Raw genomic sequence first — 22,203 nt, 5'->3', positions numbered from 1 at the left:
ACCGCCAAACCCCCATCACTGTCGGCGCTACCGGTAGACTGGAAGCTAATCCCGCCCCACTTGTGGGACGCACCGAGCAACGCTGACAGGGCTTACCGAACCAACACGCCGCAGCCGCACCGGCCACCAACCGGGAGCTTGGCTTGTGCTGTGCCAGAAAGGGCGCTTCGTGGCCGATTCCGGCAACCCCAACGAGAACATCCCGTCCACCGACGCAGACGCGCGCGCGCACGTAGGGGCCACAGAGGCTTCCTACGACGCGAGCGCGATCACCGTCCTCGAAGGGCTGGACGCGGTCCGCAAGCGACCCGGCATGTACATCGGCTCGACCGGTGAGCGTGGCCTGCACCACATGGTGCAGGAGGTTGTGGACAACTCCGTCGACGAGGCCCTGGCCGGCCACGCGGACACCATCGACGTGACGATCCTGCCCGACGGCGGGGTCCGCGTCATCGACAACGGCCGCGGCATCCCCGTCGGCATCATCCCTTCGGAGGGCAAGCCGGCCGTCGAGGTCGTGCTGACCGTCCTGCACGCGGGCGGCAAGTTCGGCGGTGGCGGCTACGCCGTCTCCGGTGGTCTGCACGGCGTCGGCGTCTCCGTCGTCAACGCGCTGTCCACCAAGGTCTCGGTCGAGATCCGGACCGAGGGACACCGCTGGACGCAGGACTACAAGGCGGGCGTGCCGACCGCGCCGCTCGCCAAGCACGAGGCCACCGAGGAGACCGGTACCTCGGTCACCTTCTGGGCCGACGGCGACATCTTCGAGACCACCGAGTACTCCTTCGAGACGCTGTCGCGGCGCTTCCAGGAGATGGCCTTCCTCAACAAGGGCCTGACCATCAAGCTCACGGACGAGCGCGACTCGGCCAAGGCGGTCGTGGGCGCAGACTCCGCCGACGCCACGGACGAGGACGAAGCGCGTTCGGTGACGTACCACTACGAAGGCGGCATTGTCGACTTCGTGAAGTACCTCAACTCCCGCAAGGGCGAGGTCGTCCACCCCACCGTGATCGACATCGAGGCCGAGGACAAGGAGAGGATGCTCTCCGTCGAGGTCGCGATGCAGTGGAACACCAGCTACAGCGAGGGCGTCTACTCCTTCGCGAACACCATCCACACCCACGAGGGCGGTACGCACGAGGAAGGTTTCCGCGCCGCGCTGACCGGTCTCATCAACCGGTACGCGCGCGACAAGAAGATCCTGCGCGAGAAGGACGACAACCTCACGGGTGACGACATCCGCGAGGGTCTGACCGCGATCCTCTCGGTCAAGCTGGGCGAACCGCAGTTCGAGGGCCAGACCAAGACCAAGCTGGGCAACACCGAGGCGAAGACGTTCGTCCAGAAGGTCGTGCACGAGCACCTGACGGACTGGCTCGACCGCAACCCGGTCGAGGCGTCGGACATCATCCGCAAGTCCATCCAGGCGGCCACCGCGCGCGTGGCGGCCCGTAAGGCGCGCGACCTGACCCGCCGCAAGGGTCTGCTCGAGTCCGCGTCCCTGCCGGGCAAGCTCTCCGACTGCCAGTCGAACGACCCCATCAAGTGCGAGATCTTCATCGTCGAGGGTGACTCCGCCGGCGGCTCGGCCAAGTCCGGCCGCAACCCGCAGTACCAGGCGATCCTCCCGATCCGGGGCAAGATCCTCAACGTCGAGAAGGCGCGGATCGACAAGATCCTGCAGAACCAGGAGATCCAGGCGCTGATCTCCGCGTTCGGCACCGGCGTCCACGAGGACTTCGACATCGAGAAGCTCCGCTATCACAAGATCATCCTGATGGCGGACGCCGACGTCGACGGCCAGCACATCAACACCTTGCTGCTGACCTTCCTCTTCCGCTTCATGCGGCCCCTGGTCGAGGCCGGCCACGTGTTCCTCTCCCGGCCGCCCCTGTACAAGATCAAGTGGGGCCGCGAGGACTTCGAGTACGCCTACTCGGACCGCGAGCGCGACGCCCTCATCGAGATCGGCCGCCAGGCGGGCAAGCGCATCCGGGACGACTCGGTCCAGCGCTTCAAGGGTCTCGGTGAGATGAACGCCGAGGAGCTGCGCATCACCACGATGGACCAGGAGCACCGCGTGCTCGGCCAGGTCACCCTGGACGACGCCGCCCAGGCCGACGACCTGTTCTCGGTCCTCATGGGTGAGGACGTCGAGGCACGCCGCTCGTTCATCCAGCGCAACGCCAAGGACGTCCGCTTCCTCGACATCTGAGTCGGTCTCAGCTGACCGCCACAGAAAGGATTGTCACCAGCAATGGCCGACGAGAACACCCCGACCACCCCTGAAGAGGGCGAGATCGCCCTTCGTGTCGAGCCCGTCGGGCTCGAGACGGAGATGCAGCGCTCCTACCTCGACTACGCGATGTCCGTCATCGTGTCCCGCGCGCTGCCCGACGTACGGGACGGTCTCAAGCCCGTCCACCGCCGCGTCCTGTACGCCATGTACGACGGCGGCTACCGGCCCGAGAAGGGCTTCTACAAGTGCGCCCGCGTCGTCGGCGACGTCATGGGCAACTACCACCCGCACGGCGACTCCTCGATCTACGACGCCCTGGTCCGCCTGGCGCAGCCGTGGTCGATGCGCATGCCGCTGGTGGACTCCAACGGCAACTTCGGTTCTCCGGGCAACGACCCGGCGGCCGCCATGCGGTACACCGAGTGCAAGATGGCGCCGCTGTCCATGGAGATGGTCCGCGACATCGACGAGGAGACCGTCGACTTCACGGACAACTACGACGGCCGCTCCCAGGAGCCGACCGTTCTGCCGGCCCGCTTCCCGAACCTGCTGATCAACGGCTCGGCGGGCATCGCGGTCGGCATGGCGACCAACATCCCGCCGCACAACCTGCGCGAGGTGGCGGCCGGCGCCCAGTGGTGCCTGGAGAACCCGGAGGCCTCGCACGAGGAGCTCCTGGAAGCCCTCATCGAGCGCATCAAGGGCCCCGACTTCCCGACCGGCGCCCTCGTGGTGGGCCGCAAGGGCATCGAGGAGGCGTACCGCACCGGCCGCGGCTCCATCACGATGCGCGCGGTCGTCGAGGTCGAGGAGATCCAGAACCGCCAGTGCCTGGTGGTCACGGAGCTTCCGTACCAGGTCAACCCGGACAACCTCGCCCAGAAGATCGCAGACCTCGTCAAGGACGGGAGGGTCGGCGGCATCGCGGACGTCCGCGACGAGACGAGCTCCCGCACCGGTCAGCGCCTGGTCATCGTCCTGAAGCGGGACGCGGTCGCCAAGGTGGTCCTGAACAATCTGTACAAGCACACCGATCTGCAGACGAACTTCGGTGCCAACATGCTGGCGCTGGTCGACGGGGTGCCGCGCACGCTCTCCCTCGACGCGTTCATCCGCCACTGGGTCGCCCACCAGGTCGAGGTCATCGTCCGGCGCACCAAGTTCCGGCTGCGCAAGGCCGAGGAGCGCGCGCACATCCTGCGCGGCCTCCTGAAGGCCCTGGACGCCATCGACGAGGTCATTGCCCTCATCCGGCGCAGCGACACCGTGGACATCGCGCGAGAGGGCCTCATGGGCCTTCTGGAGATCGATGAGATCCAGGCCAACGCGATCCTCGAGATGCAGCTGCGCCGACTGGCCGCCCTGGAGCGCCAGAAGATCGTCGCCGAGCACGACGAACTGCAGCAGAAGATCAACGAGTACAACGCGATCCTGGCCTCGCCCGAGCGGCAGCGGCAGATCATCAGTGAGGAACTGCAGGCGATCGTCGACAAGTTCGGCGAGGACCGGCGCTCCGCACTCGTGCCCTTCGACGGTGACATGTCCATCGAGGACCTCATCGCCGAGGAGGACATCGTCGTCACCATCACGCGCGGTGGCTACGTCAAGCGCACCAAGACGGTCGACTACCGCTCCCAGAAGCGTGGCGGCAAGGGCGTGCGCGGCACGAAGCTCAAGGAAGACGACATCGTCGACCACTTCTTCGTGTCCACCACGCACCACTGGCTCCTGTTCTTCACCAACAAGGGCCGCGTCTACCGCGCCAAGGCGTACGAGCTGCCCGACGCCGGCCGCGACGCGCGCGGACAGCACGTGGCGAACCTGCTCGCCTTCCAGCCCGACGAGGCGATCGCCGAGATCCTCGCGATCCGCGACTACGACGCGGCGCCGTACCTGGTCCTCGCGACCAAGGCGGGCCTGGTGAAGAAGACGTCGCTCAAGGACTACGACTCGCCCCGCTCCGGCGGCGTCATCGCGATCAACCTGCGCGAGACGGCGGACGGTTCGGACGACGAGCTGATCGGCGCCGAGCTGGTCTCGGCCGAGGACGATCTGCTGCTCATCAGCAAGAAGGCGCAGTCGATCCGGTTCACCGCGACGGACGAAGCACTGCGTCCCATGGGCCGTGCCACTTCGGGCGTCAAGGGAATGAGTTTCCGCGAGAGCGACGAACTGCTCTCGATGAATGTCGTCCGGCCAGGTACGTTCGTCTTCACCGCCACCGACGGCGGCTACGCCAAGCGGACCGCGGTCGACGAGTACCGTGTCCAGGGCCGTGGCGGTCTCGGCATCAAGGCTGCCAAGATCGTGGAGGACCGTGGTTCGCTCGTCGGCGCGCTGGTGGTCGAGGAGACGGACGAGATCCTCGCCATCACGCTCTCCGGCGGTGTGATTCGTACGCGCGTCAACGAGGTCAGGGAGACAGGCCGTGACACCATGGGCGTCCAACTGATCAATCTCGGTAAGCGCGATGCCGTCGTCGGCATCGCTCGTAACGCCGAGGCCGGTCGTGAGGCCGAGGAGGTCGACGGTGACGTCGCTGACGCGGACGACACCGTGACCGACGCAACGGCCCAGGACGACACGGCCGTCGTAACGGACGAGGGCGAGCAGTCCTCGGCCGAGTAGCGCGAGGAGAGAGTCATCGTGAGCGGAGCCACGGGCGCAGGCTCTACCGGCACATCGACCGGTACGGAAACCGAGGGCGGCCGTGGCTCCGCTCATGACTCGAAAGACTCGCACGAGTCTCATGGATCCCAGGGGGGAACTGTGACGGACACCCGAGGTCCGCAGGCCCAGCAGTACGCGGACGGTGGCGGCGCTCTGCCCGGGGAAAGGCAGCAGCCGCAGCAGGCGGCTCAGCCGTACCACCCGCCGCAGGCGTACCAGAACGCGCCGGCCGAAGCGGTGCGCAGGCCGCGCACCGGCGCCCGCACCACGCCACGCACGCGTAAGGCGCGCTTGCGCGTCGCCAAGGCGGACCCGTGGTCGGTGATGAAGGTCAGCTTCCTGCTGTCCATCGCGCTCGGCATCTGCACGATCATCGCGGCCGCCGTGCTGTGGATGGTCATGGACGCCATGGGCGTCTTCTCCACGGTCGGCGGCACGATCTCCGAGGCCACGGGCTCCAACGAGTCCAACGGCTTCGATCTCCAGTCGTTCCTCTCGCTGCCGCGCGTGCTGATGTTCACGACGGTCATCGCGGTCATCGACGTCGTCCTGGCGACGGCGCTCGCGACGCTCGGCGCGTTCATCTACAACCTCTCCGCGGGCTTCGTCGGCGGTATCGAGCTCACGCTGGCCGAGGACGAGTAGGCGCTTTCGCGGGTCGTCAGCGGGGCTTCAGCGAGGCTTCAGCGGGTCGATGAGAGCCGCTGGTGGGCGGGCCAGGACTATCGATTTTGGGACTGGCCCCCAGGTGCGCTAATCTTCAGAGGTCAGCGCGCGGGACACACACCGCAAAGCGCGGCGGGGCTATAGCTCAGTTGGTTAGAGCGCATCCCTGATAAGGATGAGGCCACAGGTTCAAATCCTGTTAGCCCCACAGAGAAGGACCCTCAGTCGATATCGGCTGGGGGTTCTTTTGCATGGTGGGCGGGCGGCGGTATGCGCGTCCGGGCATGGCGAAAGGGCCCGCTCAGCCGGTGGGGATGGCTGGGGCCTCGTGCGTCCGCGTTCTTCGTCTTTGTTTTTGTCTTTGTTGTTGTTTCGCTGTTCTGCATGGTTGGCGTGGGCGGCGTAGGAGATGCCGCCCGCCGGTGGTGTCACGGTCCTGTGGCGGGCCGTGGTCACGTAGGGGCTCGTACGCCCCTGTTGTGCGGTCTTGATGCCCTGCTGTGCCTTTTGGGGCCTTGGGGGCCTTGGGGGCCTTGCGGGCTTTTGGGCTGCCCGTTGGGCTCTTGCTGCTGAAGGCTGTGGCGCTGTGGCGCTGTCTTGCCAGGTAAGGCTGTGGTGCTTCGTTTGGATCTGGTGTGGCTGTGTTGCCAGGGCGTCGGACAGTGGTCCGACCGCTGCTACGACGTGAGCGCTTCGGCGGACAGTCCCGCGTCTGTGTCGGACTGCTCGCTGTCGGCCGGCGGGCGGTGACGGCAACTCGGCGAGGAACCGTGGGCCTCCGCCCGGATGCGCTGCTTCATCGTCGGTGGCAGGGACCTCTTGAGGCTCCAGAAGGGGCGGGCCGAGGCGGTCGCGGGCACGGTCGCCGCCGTACTGCTGGCTTTCTCAGCCTGCTGTACGGGAGCGGCCGCGGCGGCCGGGGAGACGAGTCCGAGCGCCGAGAAGAGCGCGATGAAGGCAGAGATGACGACGGTCCACAGCGTCATGACCCGGTTCTTGGTCATGATCCCTCACTTTCGGGTTGGGCGATTTGCGTACTTTCCTCATGATGTGTATGCGGAGTCGAAAGTGCGGGACCGACGCTCGTGGCGCGTCGATCGTCAGATGAACATCACACGGACGGACGTAAGAGGCCCGAAAACGCCGCTGATGCGAGAAATTTTGCGTTTTGTGTGGAGGTGTGGGTGATTCGCGGAGCGGAGCCATCCGGTTCTACTGCACGTTTCCGGGCGGGAGTTGAGGTGCAACCAGGTCACCGATCGGTATCGGCCGGTGTGTATAGTCGGGCGCCAGAAGTCCCCTACGTCAAGGAAAGACGAGGTCGCGCGGTGAAGAAGCTTCTCCTGGTCGCACTGGCCGCCATCGGCGGGCTCCTCGTGTACCGCCAGATCCAGGCGGATCGCGCCGAGCAGGATCTGTGGACGGAGGCGACTGACTCCGTGCCCACGGGTTCGTGAGTATCGACAACAGTCTCTTCGCAGGCCCCGGTCGCATCAGCGGCCGGGGTTTTGTGCTGCCCGGACCCGTATGCCTCGCCTTGCGCGCAAAGAGGGGCGACGGTAACCACGTACGCGACGTCCTTCACGTAGGTGACGGCACTTCGTACAGCAGCGAATAGCTGGCGCGATTCCGGCGCACGGCGGACAGTACGCGCCCCGGAACGGCAGGATGGCCCCTCATGGGGAGGCTGATGAGGCGGCCGGTGAGGGGATGGCGCGCCCGAGGGAGGACGGCGGTCGCCGTCGGTGCGGTGCTGTGCGCGGGGTCGTCCGGGGCGTTCGCGCTGCCCGCCACGGCCGCGGCGGCGGGTGAGGCGGATCCGTACGTCTACGCCAAGGATGCTGAGAAAGTTCCTGGCGGGTCGAACAGTACGGACGCGCCGCGGTTGAAGACGGGCGGGACGTACCGCAGCTTGCTCGGCACCGGCACCGGCACCGGCACCAGCGGTACCGCGTACTACCGCGTCGAACTCGACAGAGCCGCCAACGCGTACGTGTCGGTGGTCGCTGTGCCGCCCCTGGGGTCCGACGTGAAGGTGACGTACTCGGACGGCATCGCCGTGGCGCTCCAGGATCGCGACGGCAACCGTTGTGACTCCGAGAGTGCGACCTTCCGCTCCGGTGGCTACCCGCGGCCCGTCGCGGCCACCGCCGAGCGGCTCGTAAGGCCCGGGGCGCTGCGCTGTCAGGCGGCGGGGACGTACTACGTGGTGGTGGAGCGGAAGACGGACGCCGGGTCGACGCAGGAGTCCTGGGGGCTCGAACTGAAGGTCGACACCGAACCCGGCCTGGTGTCCACCGTCCCCACGCAGGGACCGCAGACCTGGCCGTCGGCCTCGGTGCAGCCGCCGACGCAGAAGGCTGTACGTCGGTCGGGCGGGACCGGGTTCAACGATGCGGTGGCCCTGACGGGCGGCGTGTGGAAGGACGGCGTCCGTCCTGGCCAGAGCCATTACTACCGGGTGCCTGTGGACTGGGGACAGCAGCTCTTCGTCGATGCGGAGTTGGGCAGTTCGGCGGGGGACGGGACGCGTCGGGCGATCGTGACCGGGGCGCTCGACATGGAGTTGTACAACCCGGCACGGGCGCCGATCGCGGCGAAGCAGGCGTCGTACGCGGGGGATCCGGCGTCGGCCACATTCGAACCGATACCGCCGGTGGCTTACGAGAACCGGTACCTGATGCGCGACGACCAGGCGGCAATGCGGCTGGCCGGCTGGTACTACCTCAAGGTCACGCTGAATCCGGCGATGGCGTCGAAGTTCGGGGACAAGGCTTCGGGGCTGACGTTGCGGGTCAGCGTGGAGGGGGAGGAGCGGCAGCCGCCGGACTATGTGCGCGATCCGGGAGAGTTTCAGGTGACGGATGAGGACCGGGAGGCCGCTGAGAAAGGGGAGGGCGGCGCGGTCTGGGAGAACTCGGAGGTGAGTGAGGACGGTGGCGCTAGGGGCGACGGGCAGGGCGGTGGTGAACCGTCCGGGGGGACGGGGCCTGGGGGTTCCGCCGACGCGGGGGCGTCTGCCTCCGGGGAGTCAGGGGCGGCTGGTTCGGATGGTGCGTCCGGGTCGGCCGGTTCGTCGTCCGCGTCGGCGTCGGCGGGAAGCGGTGGGATGTTGCTTGTGGGAGTGGCGGGGGTTGGTGTGGGGTGCGCGTTGGTGATGTGGCTGGGGGTGTGGCGGGTGGTGGCGGTGCGGCGGGTGAAGGGGTGAGTTGAGGAGGGTTTGGGTGGTGACGTGGCCAAGGGGCCAAGCGGTGCAGCGGCCAAGCGGCCAAGCGGTGAAGCGGTGCAGCGGCCAAGCGGTGAAGCGGTGAAGCGGTGAAGCGGCAATTGGGTGCAGCGGATTGCGGAGTTTGAGGCTGACTTACGCCTGCGTCAGGGCCCAGATGCCGATGGTGAAGCAGATCAAGGCGATGAACAGGACCGGGATCGCGATTCTCGGGGGCGGTCCTGGTCGGTGCTCGGCGGGTTGCTGCCTGCGGCGTGACGCTTCGCGGCCGCGGTGGGACATCTCTGCGTCACCGTCTGGAACCTCTTGGGCATGAGCGGTGTACAGAGAGTGACGGCCTTCGTCGTGCGTGACCACGGTGGTCACCGGGTGGGCCGGGTGTGTGGAGGGGGAGTCGGTATGCGGAGCGTGGGTGGAGGCGTGCGGTGCGGGGTCAGCGGACGGGCTTGGGGCGGGGATGGCCTGCGGGGTGCGGCTGTCCTGCGAGGAGATGTGTCGGGGGTAGGGCTGTGGAGTGGGCGTCTGTGTCGGGGGTGGGGTCGGCGTGGGTTCCGGAGCCGGCTGGGTGACGGATGGCCGGTGCCGGGGCGGGTCGGGCAGCGGGGCCTCGGTGGTTGGTTGGCCCGCCGGCATCGGGGGGACCGACGGTGGGGGCGGAAGCCTGTCGCCGAGGGAGGGGCCGGTGGGGGCCGGGGGCGGGAGGTGGAAGCTCCCCGTCTCCGACATCGAGGGGAGGGATGGATCCGACGTCGGCTCAGGGCGCGGTGGCGTGGCGGGGTCCGCGGTGGGGGCCGAGATCGACCCGGCCTCGGGCCTGGGCCTGGGCTTGGACCCGGACCCGGACCCGGACCACGATTCCGGTCCCGTTTGATACTGAGAGCTCGGTCCGTGCTCGGGCGTCGGCCCAGGTTCCGGTTGCGGTGTGGGCTCCGACTGCCATCCGAACTCGGATTGCGACCCGGACCTGGACCCGGAATCGGACCCGGACCGCTCCCGCTCAGCCCCGCCAGCACCCTCAATCCCGTGCTCAAGCCCGCGCTCAAGCCCCTGCCCCCGTTCCCACCCCGGCGCAGGCATCACCGGGGTAGGCGATGTGGCGCCGAGGGGGCGGGCTCTGCGGCCTCGGGCTGCGGGGCCGTTCGGGCCGAAGCCGAATGGCAAGGGGCCGAGTTGGTCGAAGACCTCGATCAGCTCGTCGTCGGGGCCCGGCTCCGGCAGGAGCTCCGCGGCGTCGAGAAGCGCCTTGCGCGCCCCCGTGGCGGTACGGAAGCGGGCGTCGGGATCCGGCTGCAGGAGACCGGCCAGGACGCTCCACAGTGGGCCGGGGATGCCCGCAGGAGCGCCGGGCGTGCCGTGGTCGGCGAAGTGCTCGATCAAGGCTCTGGCGTCGGGTTTGGCGCCCTCCAGGAGGTAGAGCGCCACGAGGCCGGCCGCGAAGAGGTCTGCGGGGAAGTCCGGTTCGGCGCCCATCGCTTGTTCGGGCGCGAAATAACCGGGCGTTCCCACCACGTAGTTGGTCTCGGTGAGGCGGGGCTCGCCCTTGCGCATGGCGATGCCGAAGTCGGAGACGCGCAGATGCGGCAGGCCCGTACCGGTGTGCTCCAGGAGGATGTTGGCCGGTTTGATGTCGCGGTGCACCACCCCTTCGGCATGCACCGCGGAGAGACCCGAGAGGAGTTGGTCGAGGAGGATGCAGACGAAATGGGGTGCCAGTGGTCCGTAGTCGGCGACCAGGTGGACGAGGGAGCCGCCGGCGACCAGGTCCATGGTGAAGAGGACCTTGTCGTCGTCCGCGGCCCAGCTCGCCGGGGCCAGCACGTGGGGATGATCGATGCGCAGCGCCTGTTCACGCACGAAGCGCAGCAGCGTATGGGCATCGCTCTGCTGGAGAACCTTGGCCGCGACGTAGCGGCGGCGCCGGTGGTCCCAGGCCCGCCACACCGCGCCCACTCCCCCGCGACCGATCGGGTCGGCCAGTTCGTACCGGCCGGCGAAGACCTCACCCATGGTCGTGCGTCGCTCCCCTCCCGGGCTTGCGGCGTGGAAGACACCCACGGCTTCCAGGGCTCCCACAGCTCCTGCCGTTTCGACTGCTCCCGCCGCTTCGACTGCTCTTGCCGCGTCCACGGCTCCCGCCGTTTCGACGGCTCTTGCCGCTCCCACGACTCCTGCCGCGTCCACCGCATCTGCGGCTTCCCCGGCTCGCAGGGTTTCTACGGCCATCATGTCCGCCGCGGCCGCTGTGGACATCGGGGCCCCCACGAAACGCGCGGACCCCACCCATCGTGCCGCCCCCCCACCACAGAGCAGCTCGACGACCCCGCGAGGCCCCGCCCTTCGGCCCTGCGGAGCAGTTCCTCGGCTCCAGAGCAGCCCACCGGCTACGGCGAACGCCGATCCGGACCGTCAGACCCGCCTTGCACCTATCACTGTCATCGCCAGAGCCAGAGCCAGAGCCAGAGCCAGAGCCACCGCCACCGGCACGGCCACCGGAACCGCCACCGGCACTGTCACCGTAGTCCCAGCCGCCACCGCCATGCCTCCTGCTCTGCCGCTACGGCTACGTCACCGTCCACAGCTTCAGCCACAGCCACAGCCACGGCCGAGCCACTGTCACGGCCGAGCCACTGTCACAGACGCCGACAACGGCGGTGGCCGCCGAGCCGATCGGTGGCCACCGGCCGGTGCTGTGGCCGGGCGGGGGTCAGTTCTGGTGGGCCTGGTAGTGGGCGACCGCGTCGGAGGTGCGGCCCGCGCCGTAGACCCGGAGGAACTCGGCCAGTTCGGGATGGGTGGAGGCGAGGGAGTCCGCCGCCTCGATGATGTCGCCCGCCGCCGAGACGGAGCGCAGCAGCGACTGGATCTCTCGCACCACGCGCTTGACGGTCGGCGCTCCCGAACCGGACGCGGTCTGACCGGTGTTGGTGAGGACGGAGCCGCCCTGCGACTTGCGGACCTCGTCCATGCGCTCGGTGGCCTCGGCCGCGCTGACACTCCCGTCGGCCACCTGGCTCGCGAGATCCTGAAGGAGCTGGACGCGCTGCACGACCGCGGGGTTGCCGATCTTCGCGCGCTGACCGCTCATCAGCTGCGACAGCATGGGTGCGGACAGGCCGAGGACGCCGGCCAGGCGGGCCTGGTTGAGACCGAGGTCCTCGATCAGCCGACGGAAGAGCGCCCCCAGCGGCTCTCCGTACCAGCTCCGCTGGAGCTCCCGGGCTCTTGCGGTAGCTTCCTGCTGTGCGGCGTCCATTGCGTCTCCCCATCGCTTTCCCCAATACGGCGCTTCGCTGCCGCGAAGCACGTGGGGCATCTTACGGAGAGTGGTCGTCCGCCGGGACCCCCAATCCTTTTGCTAGATCCGGGGGGTGACCCGGTACTCTGGTCTGCGGTGCTCGCCCGAGGCGTGGTTCTTGGGTGGGACGCACCGTTTTGCGGGGCCTTAGCTCAGTTGGTAGAGCGCTGTCTTTGCATGGCAGATGTCAGGGGTTCGACTCCCCTAGGCTCCACAGAAGCTGGAGAAGATTCCACGCCGAAGCCCCTCTGGCTGCCAGGTTCGCCTGGCAGCCAGAGGGGCTTCGGCATACGTAGGGCTCAGCGGGGGTCTTCCGGGCTTGCCTCCGCCTCGGCCTGCTTGGCCTGGACCTCCGGGTCGAGGACGTCCTGGGCACTGGTGCCGTCGACCGAGGTCAGCGGGGTGCCGTCGGGGACCTCGGTGGCGGCGGGGGGCTCGACCAGCCAGTCCGGGTTGGCCTGCTTGTCCCACCACTTCCACGCGACGTAGGCACCGCCCGCCACGACGGTCAGCACCAAGAGCCCCTTGGCGAAGCGGCCCGCCCGGGCACGGCGCTCGTGCTTGCGGACGAGCTTCTGGACCTCCTTGGGGGAGACCTGTCCGCGCAGCGCGGCGAGGGCGGCGACGCTGCGGGCCGTCGCCTCCTCGGCCACCGGCTGGGCAGACGCCATGGCTTGCTCGATGCGGGGCTTCGAGTACTCGGCGGCCTGCCTGGCGGCCTGGAGCGTGCGGGTGGCCGCCTCATGTGCGGCATGGTCGACCTTCGGCGGGACATGGGTGCGTGCCTGCTCAAGGCGCGGAGCCAGGTGGGCGCCGTATTGGGCGCGCGCCTGCTGGGCGGCCTGCGAGACCTTGGGGCCGAGAACGACGCGCGCTTCGTGCGCGTACTGCGTCGCACGGTCCTTGGCCGTCCCGGCGTAAGGCGCCACCACGTCCGCGGCGTGCAGCACGCTGTCCTTCGCCGAGCCGGTCGCGGCGCGCACGCTGTCGATGCGGGTCACGGGTTCCTCCTCCTCGGTGGCGTACAGGTATTTCACCTTTCCACCCTTTTGCGGATCATGCCTGCCAGAAGCTCATTGCGGTGGTAAGGCTTGTAAAGGAGCGGTAGGGGCCTGGCGACGACAATGCCACGGATCGTGGCGGGGCGCGCCTCTGCGGTTACGAGTAGACCGGTTTTGGGTGGCTGAAACCTCTGGCTCCCGCCTGCGCCATGGGAGGATCGGCAGGGCACCGAAGACAACGGAAGGCAGACCGTGGCCGAGCAGCTGTACGCCACCCTCAGGACCAACCAGGGCGACATCGAGGTCAGACTCCTGCCGAACCACGCGCCGAAGACGGTCAGGAACTTCGTGGAGCTCGCCAAGGGCGAGCGGGAGTGGACCAATCCGGAGACCGGGGAGAAGTCCACGACGCCGCTCTACGACGGCACCGTGTTCCACCGTGTCCTCAGTGGCTTCATGATCCAGGCGGGCGATCCGCTGGGGAACGGGACGGGCGGCCCCGGCTACCAGTTCGAGGACGAGTTCCACCCGGACCTGGCCTTCACCAAGCCGTACCTGCTCGCCATGGCCAACGCGGGGCCGGGGACGAACGGGTCGCAGTTCTTCATCACCGTCGCCCCGACCGCCTGGCTGACCCGTAAGCACACGATCTTCGGTGAGGTCGTCGACGAGGCGGGCCGGAAGGTCGTGGACAGCATCGCCGCCACCCAGACGAATCCGCGCACCGCCCGTCCGGTGCGGGACGTGGTCATCGAGTCGGTGGTCGTGGAGACCCGCTGACTCCTGCCCTCCTGCCTAGCAGGCCCCTAGGAGGCCGGTCATGGACCAGGCGCCCGACAGCCCGCAGAACCCGCAGGATCCGCAGAACCCGAAGGGTCCGCAGGATTCGCAGGATCCGCGGGACGCCCATGCCGCCCATGACCTGCCCGGTTGTTATCGCCATCCGGACCAGCGGACCGGCATCCGCTGTGTCCGGTGCGAGCGGCCCATCTGTCCCCAGTGCATGATCAGCGCCTCGGTCGGGTTCCAGTGCCCGGAGTGCGTGCGTGGTGGTTCCGGCACCGGGCATGCGCCGGGCGCGAGCCGGCCGCGGACCGTGGCCGGGGGAAGCGTCGCCGCGGACCCGCGGCTGGTGACCAAGATCCTCGTCGTGATCAACCTGGCCGTGTTCATCGCGGTCCACGTGGACGACGCTCTGCTCGACCGGTTCGTCCTGGTCGGCGCCTGGCCGCCCGCGCCTTTCACGCCCGACCGGGGTGTCGCGGCCGGGGAGTGGTACCGCCTGGTCACCTCGATGTTCACGCACAACGAGGTGTGGCACATCGCGTTCAACATGCTCGGCCTGTGGTGGCTCGGCGGCCCCCTGGAGGCGCAGCTGGGCAGAGTCCGCTACCTGGCCCTCTACTTCCTGTCCGGCCTTGCGGGCAGCGCCACCGCGTACGCCTTCGCCGCGCCGGGCGCGGCCACTCTCGGAGCCTCCGGCGCGATCTTCGGACTGCTCGGCGCGACCGCCGTCCTGATGCGGCGGCTCGACTACGACCTGCGCCCCGTCGTCGCCCTGCTCGCGCTGAACCTGCTCTTCACGTTCACGTGGCGGGACATCTCGTGGCAGGCCCACATCGGCGGCCTGGTCGGTGGGCTCGTCATCGGGTACGCCATGGTCCACGCCCCGCACGAGCGCCGCGCGCTGATCCAGTACGGGGTCTGCGCACTGGTCCTCGTGGCCGTGCTCGGCATCGTTCTCGTCAGGACCGCGCAGCTCACCTGAGCCCGCTTCTCCACCGATGGTGACCGCTTGGGAGCGGACGTTGTCCACAGCGCGTGCCGGATCTTGTGCATGCTGTGCGGAACGAGCGCGCCCCTCGCCTCTGAGCTGGGTTTTCCCAGGAGAGGCAAGGGGCGAACAGGTGAACTAGCGTGACCTGACCGGTCACACCGGCGTCAATCTCCCGAGAGTTATCCACAGATCGTCTGACCTTTTCAACACTGTGGAAAAGCCCTGTGGATAACCCCGTGGACAAGCTCGTGAACATGCCCGCGGACGACTCGGGCAAGCGCGGACCGTCGCGCTACTTCCACTGGGTGGAGACGCCGAACCCGGCCGCGATGAAGCCGAAGCCCACGACGATGTTCCAGTTGCCGAGGGCATCGATCGGCAGAGACCCGTCGGTCACGTAGAAGACCACGATCCAGGCGAGTCCGATGAGGAACATCGCGAGCATCACCGGGGCCACCCACCCGCGGTTGGTCAGCTTGATGTTGGCTGCCTGCTTCGACGCCGGCGGCGGCGTGTAGTCGGCCTTCTTGCGGATACGTGACTTCGGCACGAGGGTCTCTCCTGTCGATGCGCTGCGTGGCCGCGCAGGGGACGTGGGCTGGCTCCGGAGCAGCGTACAAGGGGAAGTTCAAAGGAATCCGAGCGCTCCCCCGGGCGTCCGTTAGCGTAGTGCTTCCGCGGCGTCGAAGGAGATAAGGGTACGTTGAGCAATTCTGCCGACCCTGACAAAGGGCCTGTCAACGCCCCTGGCGACCCCGTCGTTCCCGGCAGTGGTTCCGGGCGCGGGCGTTTCCGTCCCGTGCGGCTGCTCACAGTGGGCGTTTTCGCCCTCGCCGGGCTCATCTTCTTCACCAGTTTCAATACGGCCAAGGGCACCAATATCCGCACGGACGCGTCCCTTCTGAAGCTTTCCGACCTCATTCAGGACCGCAGCCGGAAGAACAAGGAGCTGGAGGAGGGCAACAGCGGCGTGCGGGACGACGTCGAATCGCTCGCCGAGCGCGACGACGGCTCGACCAAGGCGGAGGACGAGAAGCTGGACCGTCTGGAGACGGCGTCCGGCACGAAGAAGCTCAAGGGCGAGGCGGTCTCCGTCACGCTCGACGACGCCCCGCCGAACGCGACGGCCAAGCTCCCCGGCTACCCCGAGCCGCAACCGAACGACCTCGTCATCCACCAGCAGGACCTCCAGGCCGTGGTGAACGCGCTCTGGCACGGGGGCGCCGAGGGCATCAAGGTGATGGACCAGCGTCTCATCTCCACCTCCGCCGTCCGCTGCGTGGGCAACACCCTGATCCTCCAGGGGCGGGTCTACTCACCGCCGTACAAGATCACCGCGGTGGGTGACCCCGAAAAGATGAAGCACGCGGTCGCGGCCTCCCCCGAGATCCAGAACTACATGCTCTACGTCAACGCGTACGGGCTCGGCTGGAAAGTCGAGGACGACGGGGCGGTGACTCTTCCCGCGTACTCGGGCACAGTGGATCTCCACTACGCGAAGCCGGTGCAGTAGCAGGCAGTACCTGGGCAGGGCGGGAGGCCGTCGGTGTCGGTGCGGGTCGTCGTCAGGTCGGTGAGCGAACTCTGCATCACCGTCGGCGCCGTGATCGTGCTGTTCGTGGTGTACGTGCTGTTCTGGACCGGTGTGAAGGCCCACGGTGCGATGAACCACCAGATCGACGTCCTGCACGAGCAGTGGGCCAAGCGGCCGGTCGCCACCGCCCCGCCCGCGGGTTCCTCCACGCAGGAGACGCCGCCGAATCCGGCCGCGTACGAGGGCGGCAAACCGTTCGCCGTGATGTACATCCCGCGCCTTGGTTTCACGTGGAACAAGCCCGTGCTCGAGGACACGAGGGTCGGGACCCTGAAGAAGGGGCTCGGTCACTACGCGGGCACCGCGCAGCTCGGGCAGAAGGGGAACTTCGCGGTCGCCGGGCACCGGCGCACGTATGGCGATCCGTTCAAGGATTTCCCCAGGCTGCGGGCGGGGGACGCGGTGGTCCTGACCGACGGGACGACCTGGTTCACGTACCGGATCGACAAGGGTCCGTACCGGACGCTGCCCACCGATGTCGCCGTCATCGATCCGGTGCCGCGCAGGTCCGGGTATCCGGCACCGGGCCGCTATCTGACGCTCACCACCTGTGATCCGGAGTGGGGCCACAGTCACCGGTTGATCGTCTGGGCCCACTTGGATGCCATTCAGCCTGTGGAGGCCGGGAAACCGGAGGCGTTGCGCCGTTAGTCTGGTGGCGTACGGCGACGGCTGAAGCCGTGCGGCGATGGTGTTGAGGGACTGTCGAAGGGGAGCGACCGGCATGTACGGCTGGATCTGGCGGCATCTGCCGGGCAACGCGTGGCTGAGGGCGGCGATCTCGCTGGTGCTCGTCCTCGCCGTGGTCTACGTCCTCTTCCAGTACGTGTTCCCGTGGGCCGAGCCGCTGCTGCCCTTCAACGATGTGACGGTGGACGGCCAGTGAGTACGCGAAAGACCCGCATTCTCGTCGTCGACAACTACGACAGCTTCGTCTTCAACCTCGTCCAGTACCTGTATCAGCTGGGCGCCGAGTGCGAGGTGCTGCGCAACGACGAGGTGAGCACGGCGCACGCGCAGGACGGTTTCGACGGCGTCCTGCTCAGCCCGGGCCCCGGCGCGCCCGAGCAGGCCGGTGTCTGCATCGACATGGTGCGCCACTGCGCGGCGACCGGCGTCCCCGTCTTCGGCGTCTGCCTCGGCATGCAGTCGATGCAGGTGGCGTACGGGGGTGTGGTCGGCCGGGCGCCCGAGCTGCTGCACGGCAAGACCTCGCTCGTGCGCCACGACGGCACGGGCGTCTTCGCGGGGCTGCCCGACCCGTTCACCGCGACCCGGTACCACTCGCTGGCCGCCGAGCCCGGCACCGTACCGGCGGAGTTCGAGGTGACCGCGCGGACCGAGGACGGCATCGTGATGGGGCTGCGCCACCGTGAACTGCGGGTCGAGGGCGTCCAGTTCCACCCGGAGTCCGTCCTGACCGAGCACGGGCACCTGATGCTGGCGAACTGGCTCGCCGAATGCGGTGACAAGGAGGCGGTGGGCCGCTCGGCCGGGCTCGCGCCGGTCGTGGGCAGGGCCTCGGCGTGACCGCGCTGCGCCCCGAGCAGGGCGGCGCCGGTGGGTTCGAGGACGCCGTCAGGGGCCTCGACGACCCCCTGAACGATCCGCTGCCGGGGCAGCATCCGTCGCCCTGGTTCCGGGCGGAGGGCGGACAGCCGGACCCCGCGGAACCGGAGCCCGGCCTGTCGGAGCCCGGCCTGTCGGAGCTCGGCCTGTCGCAGCCCCCGGAACGGCAGGCGGAGCGGCCCGATCCTGAGCCCGAGTGGTACGACCCCGAGGGATACGCCCAGGACTGGTACAGCGGGGCTCAGGCCGCGCCGCAGGCGCCCGTACGGGACGACGAGACCGTGGCGCTGCGTACGGCCGACACACGGCGAATACTGGACCCTCGGCCCGACCCCGATTCCGGGCCGGATGAGCCGGATGAGCGGGAAGAGCCGGGGCCGGGGACCAGGGCTGAGAGTCCTGTCGTCACCGGCGGCCGCGCCGCCCGCAGAAAGGCCGCCAAGAAGGGCGGTGGCGGCAGACGGCGGGCCGGCGGCGAGGCGCAGGAGACGGCGGCGCCCGCCCAGGACGGCGACGGGAAGCCGTTGTCGCGGGTCGAGGCGCGGCGGGCCGCGCGGGCGGCCAAACCCACGGCGGGCGTCCTCGTGAGCCGCGCGCTCGGTGAGGTCTTCATCAGCATCGGCGTCCTGATGCTGCTGTTCGTCACCTACCAGCTGTGGTGGTCGAACATCCGGGCCCACAACCTCGCGGGCAACGCCCGGCACAGCCTCGAGGACGACTGGGCGAACGGCAAGGGCAAGCCGGACTCGTTCCAACCCGGGCAGGGCTTCGCCATCCTCTACATCCCGAAGCTGGACGTCGTGGTGCCGATCGCGGAGGGCATCAGCAAGACGAAGGTGCTCGACAAGGGCATGGTCGGGCACTACGACAAGGACAGCATTCCCACCGCGATGCCCGAGGCGAAGACCGGGAACTTCGCGCTCGCGGGCCACCGCAACACCCACGGCGAGCCGTTCCGGTACGTCAACCGGCTCAAGCCGGGCGATCCCATCGTGGTCGAGACGCAGGACAAGTACTACGTCTACAAGATGTCGAGCCTGCTGCCCTCGACGTCGCCGTCCAACACGGCGGTGATCAATCCGGTCCCCGCGGGGTCCGGGTTCACCGCGCCGGGCCGCTACATCACTCTGACGACGTGCACTCCGGAATTCACCAGTACGTATCGAATGATCGTCTGGGGCAAGATGGTCGAGGAGCGGCCGCGCAGCGAGGGCAAGCCGGACGCGCTCGTCGGCTAGCCGGCGGTGAACAGGGGCATTTCGGCACAGGGACGGGGCACAGGCAGTGGCAGCGACGACCGACCACGAGGAAGAGGCCGAGACGAAAGCCCCCGTGCCGCCGCCCCGTCGTGGACGGATCGCGATGGCCGTGAGCCTCTTCGGTGAGCTGCTCATCACCGGCGGTCTGCTGCTCGGCCTGTTCGTCGTCTACTCGCTGTGGTGGACGAACGTGGTGGCCGACCGTGCCGCGCACAAGCAGGGCGACAAGGTCCGCGACCACTGGTCGCAGGCGACCGGCCCCGGCGCCCTGGACACCAAGGACGGCATCGGGTTCCTGCACGTCCCGGCGATGGGCAAGGGCGAGGTGCTCGTCGAGAAGGGCACGACGTCCAAGATCCTCAACGACGGCGTCGCCGGGTACTACACGGACCCCGTGAAGGCCGTGCTGCCCACCAGCGGCAAGAACGGCAACTTCTCCCTGGCGGCCCACCGGGACGGGCACGGCGCCAAGTTCCACAACATCGACAAGATCAAGAAGGGCGACTCGATCGTCTACGAGTCCCGCGACAAGTGGTACGTCTACAAGGTCTACGACATCCTCCCCGAGACCTCGAAGTACAACGTGGACGTCATCGGCCAGATCCCGAAGGAGTCCGGGAAGAAGAAGGCTGGCCACTACATCACCCTGACGACGTGCACGCCCGTCTACACCTCGCGCTACCGCTACGTGGTCTGGGGCGAGCTGGAGCGGGTCGAGAAGGTCGACAGCGACCGGACGCCGCCGAAGGAACTGCGCTAGCGCCGACGAACGGAGCCCCGCCCCCTCGGAAGGGGGCGGGGCTCCGTCGTGTGCTGCTGCGGTGGAGGGTCAGTCGTCGTCGCCGCGGCCGAAGTTGCCGCCGATGAAGCCGCCGCCGTTGTCGCCGCCGCCGTTGTCGCCGCCGGCCGGCGGCGTCGTGAGCAGGGTGACGGTGTCGCCCTTCTTCACGGTGCTGTTGGGGGCCGGCTGGCTCGTGACGACCGTGGCGTTCTCGTCGGAGGAGCCCGAGACCTGGACCTGGAGGCCCATGCCGGACAGCTGCTGCTGCACGTCCTTGAGCTTCTTGCCCGCGAGGTCTCCGGGTACCTGCAGCTGCTGGGGCGCCTTGGCGAACTTCAGCTGGACCGTGGAGCCCGGGTCGGCCGTGGTGCCCGCGCCGAGGTTCTGGGAGAAGACCTTGCCCTCCTCGACCGTGGCGTTCTCCTCCTCGGTGCAGCTCGCCTTGAGGTTGCTCGCCTGGAGCTGGGCGGTCGCCTGGTCGCAGGTGAGGTTGCCGCCGGAGACGTTGGGGACCGTGGTGGTCGCCTTCTCCGTGGCGACGGTCAGGGTGATCTCGACGCCCTTCTCGACCTTGGCGTCGCCCTTGGGGTCCTGGTCGATGACCTTGCCCGGGGTCCGCTCGGACTCCTCGGTCTCCTTCTTGATGTTGGTGAAGCCCTTGGCGTTGAGCATCTTCTCGGCCTCGTCGAAGGACAGGCCCTGCACGTCAGGGACCACGACCTTCGGCGCGCCCGTCGACATCCGAACGGTGATCGTGTCGCCCTTGGCGACCGAACCGCCGTCCTTCGGGTCCTGCTCGCAGACGCGCTTCGCGGGCTGGTCCTCGCACGGCATGCTGTCACCGCGGACGACCTTCAGGTCGATGTTCTCGGCCTTCTGCTGGGCGCCCTCGAAGGTCTCACCGACCAGGGACGGCACGGTGACGTCGCCGTCGCCGCTGTCGCCGCTCATCACGTACTTGCCGATGAGGATCGCGCCGACCAGGACGAGGACGCCCGCGACGACGAGGAGGATCGTCGAGGTGCGGTTCTTGCCCTGCTTGCGGCGGTCGGGGCGGTCGTCGTAGCCGTAACCGCCGTCGTCGGGGTTGACGGGCGGGAGCATCGAGGTGGGCGCCGCGCCGTTCTGCGGGCGCAGCATCGCCGTCTGCTGGTCGTTCCCGTAGCCGTCGCCCGCGCCGTAGCCGACCGCGCCCATGGCGGCGGTGGCGGCGACGGGCTGGCCGTCGAGGCAGGCCTCGATGTCGGCGCGCATCTCGTCGGCCGACTGGTAGCGGTAGTCCGGGTCCTTGGTGAGCGCCTTGAGGACGATCGCGTCCATCTCGGGCGTGATCTCGCCGTCGAAGACGCTGGGCGGCTGCGGCTCCTCGCGTACGTGCTGGTAGGCGACGGCCACCGGGGAGTCGCCGACGAACGGCGGCCGGACGGTGAGCAGCTCGTAGAGCAGGCAGCCCGTCGAGTACAGGTCGGAGCGGGCGTCGACCTGCTCGCCCTTGGCCTGCTCGGGGGAGAGGTACTGGGCGGTGCCGATGACCGCGGCGGTCTGCGTCATCGTCATGCCGGAGTCGCCCATGGCGCGGGCGATGCCGAAGTCCATGACCTTGACCTGGCCGTTGCGGGTCAGCATCACGTTGGCGGGCTTGATGTCGCGGTGGACGATGCCCGCCCGGTGCGAGTACTCCAGGGCCTGGAGGATGCCGATCGTCATCTCCATGGACCGCTCCGGCAGCAGCTTGCGGCCGCTGTGCAGGAGCTCGCGGAGCGTGGAGCCGTCGACGTACTCCATCACGATGTACGGGATGGAGACCTGGTCGACGTAGTCCTCACCCGTGTCGTACACCGCCACGATCGCGGGATGGTTGAGCGAGGCGGCCGACTGGGCCTCCCGGCGGAACCGGGCCTGGAACGACGGGTCGCGCGCGAGGTCCGCCCGCAGCGTCTTCACCGCCACCGTCCGCCCCAGCCGGGAGTCATGCGCGAGGTAGACCTCGGCCATGCCACCACGGCCGAGCACGTGGCCCAGCTCGTACCGGCCGCCGAGGCGACGCGGCTCTTCCATGGTTACCTACCAGCCCTCTCCGTCGGTCCCGACCGTCCCGTGCGGGGTCGGGCGGTGTGCTGTCC

19 protein-coding genes and 2 tRNA genes are annotated in these 22,203 nt (G+C 68.5%); 15 read left to right on the top strand and 6 right to left on the bottom strand.

The features are described from left to right. The first annotated feature begins 145 nt into the window (after positions 1-145). From gyrB to ACH4RC_RS17700, 4 genes are all read left to right on the top strand, one after another. Positions 146-2,218, top strand: a complete 2,073-nt coding sequence (gene gyrB / locus ACH4RC_RS17715; protein ID WP_398201380.1) for a DNA topoisomerase (ATP-hydrolyzing) subunit B — start codon at positions 146-148, stop codon at positions 2,216-2,218. Positions 2,219-2,260: 42 nt separating this feature from the next. After that, the gene (gene gyrA, locus ACH4RC_RS17710) at positions 2,261-4,870 is read left to right on the top strand and encodes a DNA gyrase subunit A (RefSeq protein WP_398201377.1); all 2,610 of its coding nucleotides are present in this window, start codon (positions 2,261-2,263) and stop codon (positions 4,868-4,870) included. Between the two features lie 18 nt (positions 4,871-4,888). Continuing rightward, positions 4,889-5,557, top strand: a complete 669-nt coding sequence (locus tag ACH4RC_RS17705; protein WP_398201374.1) for a DUF3566 domain-containing protein — start codon at positions 4,889-4,891, stop codon at positions 5,555-5,557. 155 nt (positions 5,558-5,712) lie between these two features. Next, a tRNA-Ile gene (locus ACH4RC_RS17700) sits at positions 5,713-5,786 on the top strand. Positions 5,787-6,255: 469 nt separating this feature from the next. Here the strand turns inward: ACH4RC_RS17700 and ACH4RC_RS17695 are convergent. Continuing rightward, positions 6,256-6,582, bottom strand: coding sequence for a DUF6344 domain-containing protein (locus tag ACH4RC_RS17695; RefSeq protein ID WP_398201371.1), 327 nt, complete (start codon positions 6,580-6,582; stop codon positions 6,256-6,258). A 324-nt stretch (positions 6,583-6,906) separates the two neighbouring features. On the opposite strand from ACH4RC_RS17695, the gene ACH4RC_RS17690 reads away from it, so the two are divergent. Beyond that, positions 6,907-7,035: a DLW-39 family protein gene (locus ACH4RC_RS17690; protein WP_003999697.1), complete on the top strand. Its 129-nt coding sequence runs from the start codon at positions 6,907-6,909 to the stop codon at positions 7,033-7,035. Between the two features lie 245 nt (positions 7,036-7,280). After that, the gene (locus ACH4RC_RS17685) at positions 7,281-8,786 is read left to right on the top strand and encodes a hypothetical protein (protein WP_398201368.1); all 1,506 of its coding nucleotides are present in this window, start codon (positions 7,281-7,283) and stop codon (positions 8,784-8,786) included. Between the two features lie 153 nt (positions 8,787-8,939). Here ACH4RC_RS17685 and ACH4RC_RS17680 read toward each other — a convergent pair whose 3' ends face one another. Together ACH4RC_RS17680 and ACH4RC_RS17675 are read right to left on the bottom strand one after the other, a co-directional pair. Further along, positions 8,940-10,811 carry a protein kinase gene (locus ACH4RC_RS17680; protein ID WP_398201366.1) on the bottom strand — a complete coding sequence of 624 codons (1,872 nt, stop codon included), beginning with the start codon at positions 10,809-10,811 and terminating at the stop codon, positions 8,940-8,942. A 697-nt stretch (positions 10,812-11,508) separates the two neighbouring features. Next, entirely contained in the window at positions 11,509-12,057 is a 549-nt protein-coding gene (locus tag ACH4RC_RS17675; RefSeq protein ID WP_398201363.1) for a helix-turn-helix domain-containing protein, read from the bottom strand. 183 nt (positions 12,058-12,240) lie between these two features. On the opposite strand from ACH4RC_RS17675, the gene ACH4RC_RS17670 reads away from it, so the two are divergent. Next, positions 12,241-12,313, top strand: a tRNA-Ala gene (locus tag ACH4RC_RS17670). An 85-nt stretch (positions 12,314-12,398) separates the two neighbouring features. On the opposite strand, the gene ACH4RC_RS17665 is transcribed toward ACH4RC_RS17670, so the two are convergent. After that, entirely contained in the window at positions 12,399-13,100 is a 702-nt protein-coding gene (locus ACH4RC_RS17665) for a DUF5324 family protein (protein ID WP_398201605.1), read from the bottom strand. Between the two features lie 252 nt (positions 13,101-13,352). Between ACH4RC_RS17665 and ACH4RC_RS17660 the strand changes: the two genes are divergently transcribed. Both ACH4RC_RS17660 and ACH4RC_RS17655 read left to right on the top strand, forming a co-directional pair. After that, positions 13,353-13,880 (top strand): peptidylprolyl isomerase, encoded by a 528-nt coding sequence (locus ACH4RC_RS17660; RefSeq protein WP_398201361.1) that lies wholly within the window; start codon positions 13,353-13,355, stop codon positions 13,878-13,880. Between the two features lie 40 nt (positions 13,881-13,920). Beyond that, positions 13,921-14,868, top strand: a complete 948-nt coding sequence (locus tag ACH4RC_RS17655; RefSeq protein WP_398201358.1) for a rhomboid family intramembrane serine protease — start codon at positions 13,921-13,923, stop codon at positions 14,866-14,868. Positions 14,869-15,169: 301 nt separating this feature from the next. On the opposite strand, the gene crgA is transcribed toward ACH4RC_RS17655, so the two are convergent. Further along, complete coding sequence (crgA, locus tag ACH4RC_RS17650; protein WP_356489939.1) at positions 15,170-15,427, bottom strand: cell division protein CrgA; 258 nt, start codon at positions 15,425-15,427, stop codon at positions 15,170-15,172. 153 nt (positions 15,428-15,580) lie between these two features. Between crgA and ACH4RC_RS17645 the strand changes: the two genes are divergently transcribed. The 6 genes from ACH4RC_RS17645 (at position 15,581) to ACH4RC_RS17620 (ending at position 20,059) form a co-directional block, all read left to right on the top strand. Beyond that, on the top strand, positions 15,581-16,390 hold the full coding sequence (locus tag ACH4RC_RS17645; protein ID WP_398201355.1) for a DUF881 domain-containing protein: 810 nt from the start codon (positions 15,581-15,583) through the stop codon (positions 16,388-16,390). A gap of 39 nt (positions 16,391-16,429) precedes the next feature. Next, entirely contained in the window at positions 16,430-17,122 is a 693-nt protein-coding gene (locus ACH4RC_RS17640) for a class E sortase (RefSeq protein ID WP_398201602.1), read from the top strand. Positions 17,123-17,195: 73 nt separating this feature from the next. After that, positions 17,196-17,357 (top strand): hypothetical protein, encoded by a 162-nt coding sequence (locus ACH4RC_RS17635; RefSeq protein WP_361079357.1) that lies wholly within the window; start codon positions 17,196-17,198, stop codon positions 17,355-17,357. Further along, the gene (locus tag ACH4RC_RS17630) at positions 17,354-18,001 is read left to right on the top strand and encodes an aminodeoxychorismate/anthranilate synthase component II (protein ID WP_398201352.1); all 648 of its coding nucleotides are present in this window, start codon (positions 17,354-17,356) and stop codon (positions 17,999-18,001) included. The genes ACH4RC_RS17635 and ACH4RC_RS17630 overlap by 4 nt, the downstream gene beginning before the upstream one ends. Next, on the top strand, positions 17,998-19,278 hold the full coding sequence (locus ACH4RC_RS17625) for a class E sortase (RefSeq protein WP_398201349.1): 1,281 nt from the start codon (positions 17,998-18,000) through the stop codon (positions 19,276-19,278). Before ACH4RC_RS17630 ends, ACH4RC_RS17625 begins: the two co-directional genes overlap by 4 nt. Positions 19,279-19,324: 46 nt before the next feature. Then, the gene (locus tag ACH4RC_RS17620) at positions 19,325-20,059 is read left to right on the top strand and encodes a class E sortase (RefSeq protein ID WP_398201346.1); all 735 of its coding nucleotides are present in this window, start codon (positions 19,325-19,327) and stop codon (positions 20,057-20,059) included. A gap of 69 nt (positions 20,060-20,128) precedes the next feature. Here ACH4RC_RS17620 and pknB read toward each other — a convergent pair whose 3' ends face one another. Further along, positions 20,129-22,138 carry a Stk1 family PASTA domain-containing Ser/Thr kinase gene (pknB, locus tag ACH4RC_RS17615; RefSeq protein WP_398201344.1) on the bottom strand — a complete coding sequence of 670 codons (2,010 nt, stop codon included), beginning with the start codon at positions 22,136-22,138 and terminating at the stop codon, positions 20,129-20,131. Positions 22,139-22,203: the final 65 nt, after the last annotated feature.

The sequence above is a fragment of the Streptomyces sp. NPDC016845 genome (assembly GCF_044332585.1).
Taxonomy (GTDB): Bacteria; Actinomycetota; Actinomycetes; order Streptomycetales; family Streptomycetaceae; genus Streptomyces.
This window is presented reverse-complemented; position numbering and strand designations above follow the sequence as displayed.

What these genes read in the sequence shown, in the direction of transcription:
- ACH4RC_RS17635 (WP_361079357.1), top strand. Translation starts at nt 17,196, where the DNA reads ATGTACGGCTGGATCTGGCGGCATCTGCCGGGCAACGCGTGGCTGAGG.
- gyrA (WP_398201377.1), top strand. Translation starts at nt 2,261, where the DNA reads ATGGCCGACGAGAACACCCCGACCACCCCTGAAGAGGGCGAGATCGCC.
- ACH4RC_RS17655 (WP_398201358.1), top strand. Translation starts at nt 13,921, where the DNA reads ATGGACCAGGCGCCCGACAGCCCGCAGAACCCGCAGGATCCGCAGAAC.
- ACH4RC_RS17695 (WP_398201371.1), bottom strand. Translation starts at nt 6,582, where the DNA reads ATGACCAAGAACCGGGTCATGACGCTGTGGACCGTCGTCATCTCTGCC.
- ACH4RC_RS17675 (WP_398201363.1), bottom strand. Translation starts at nt 12,057, where the DNA reads ATGGACGCCGCACAGCAGGAAGCTACCGCAAGAGCCCGGGAGCTCCAG.
- pknB (WP_398201344.1), bottom strand. Translation starts at nt 22,138, where the DNA reads ATGGAAGAGCCGCGTCGCCTCGGCGGCCGGTACGAGCTGGGCCACGTG.
- ACH4RC_RS17680 (WP_398201366.1), bottom strand. Translation starts at nt 10,811, where the DNA reads ATGGGTGAGGTCTTCGCCGGCCGGTACGAACTGGCCGACCCGATCGGT.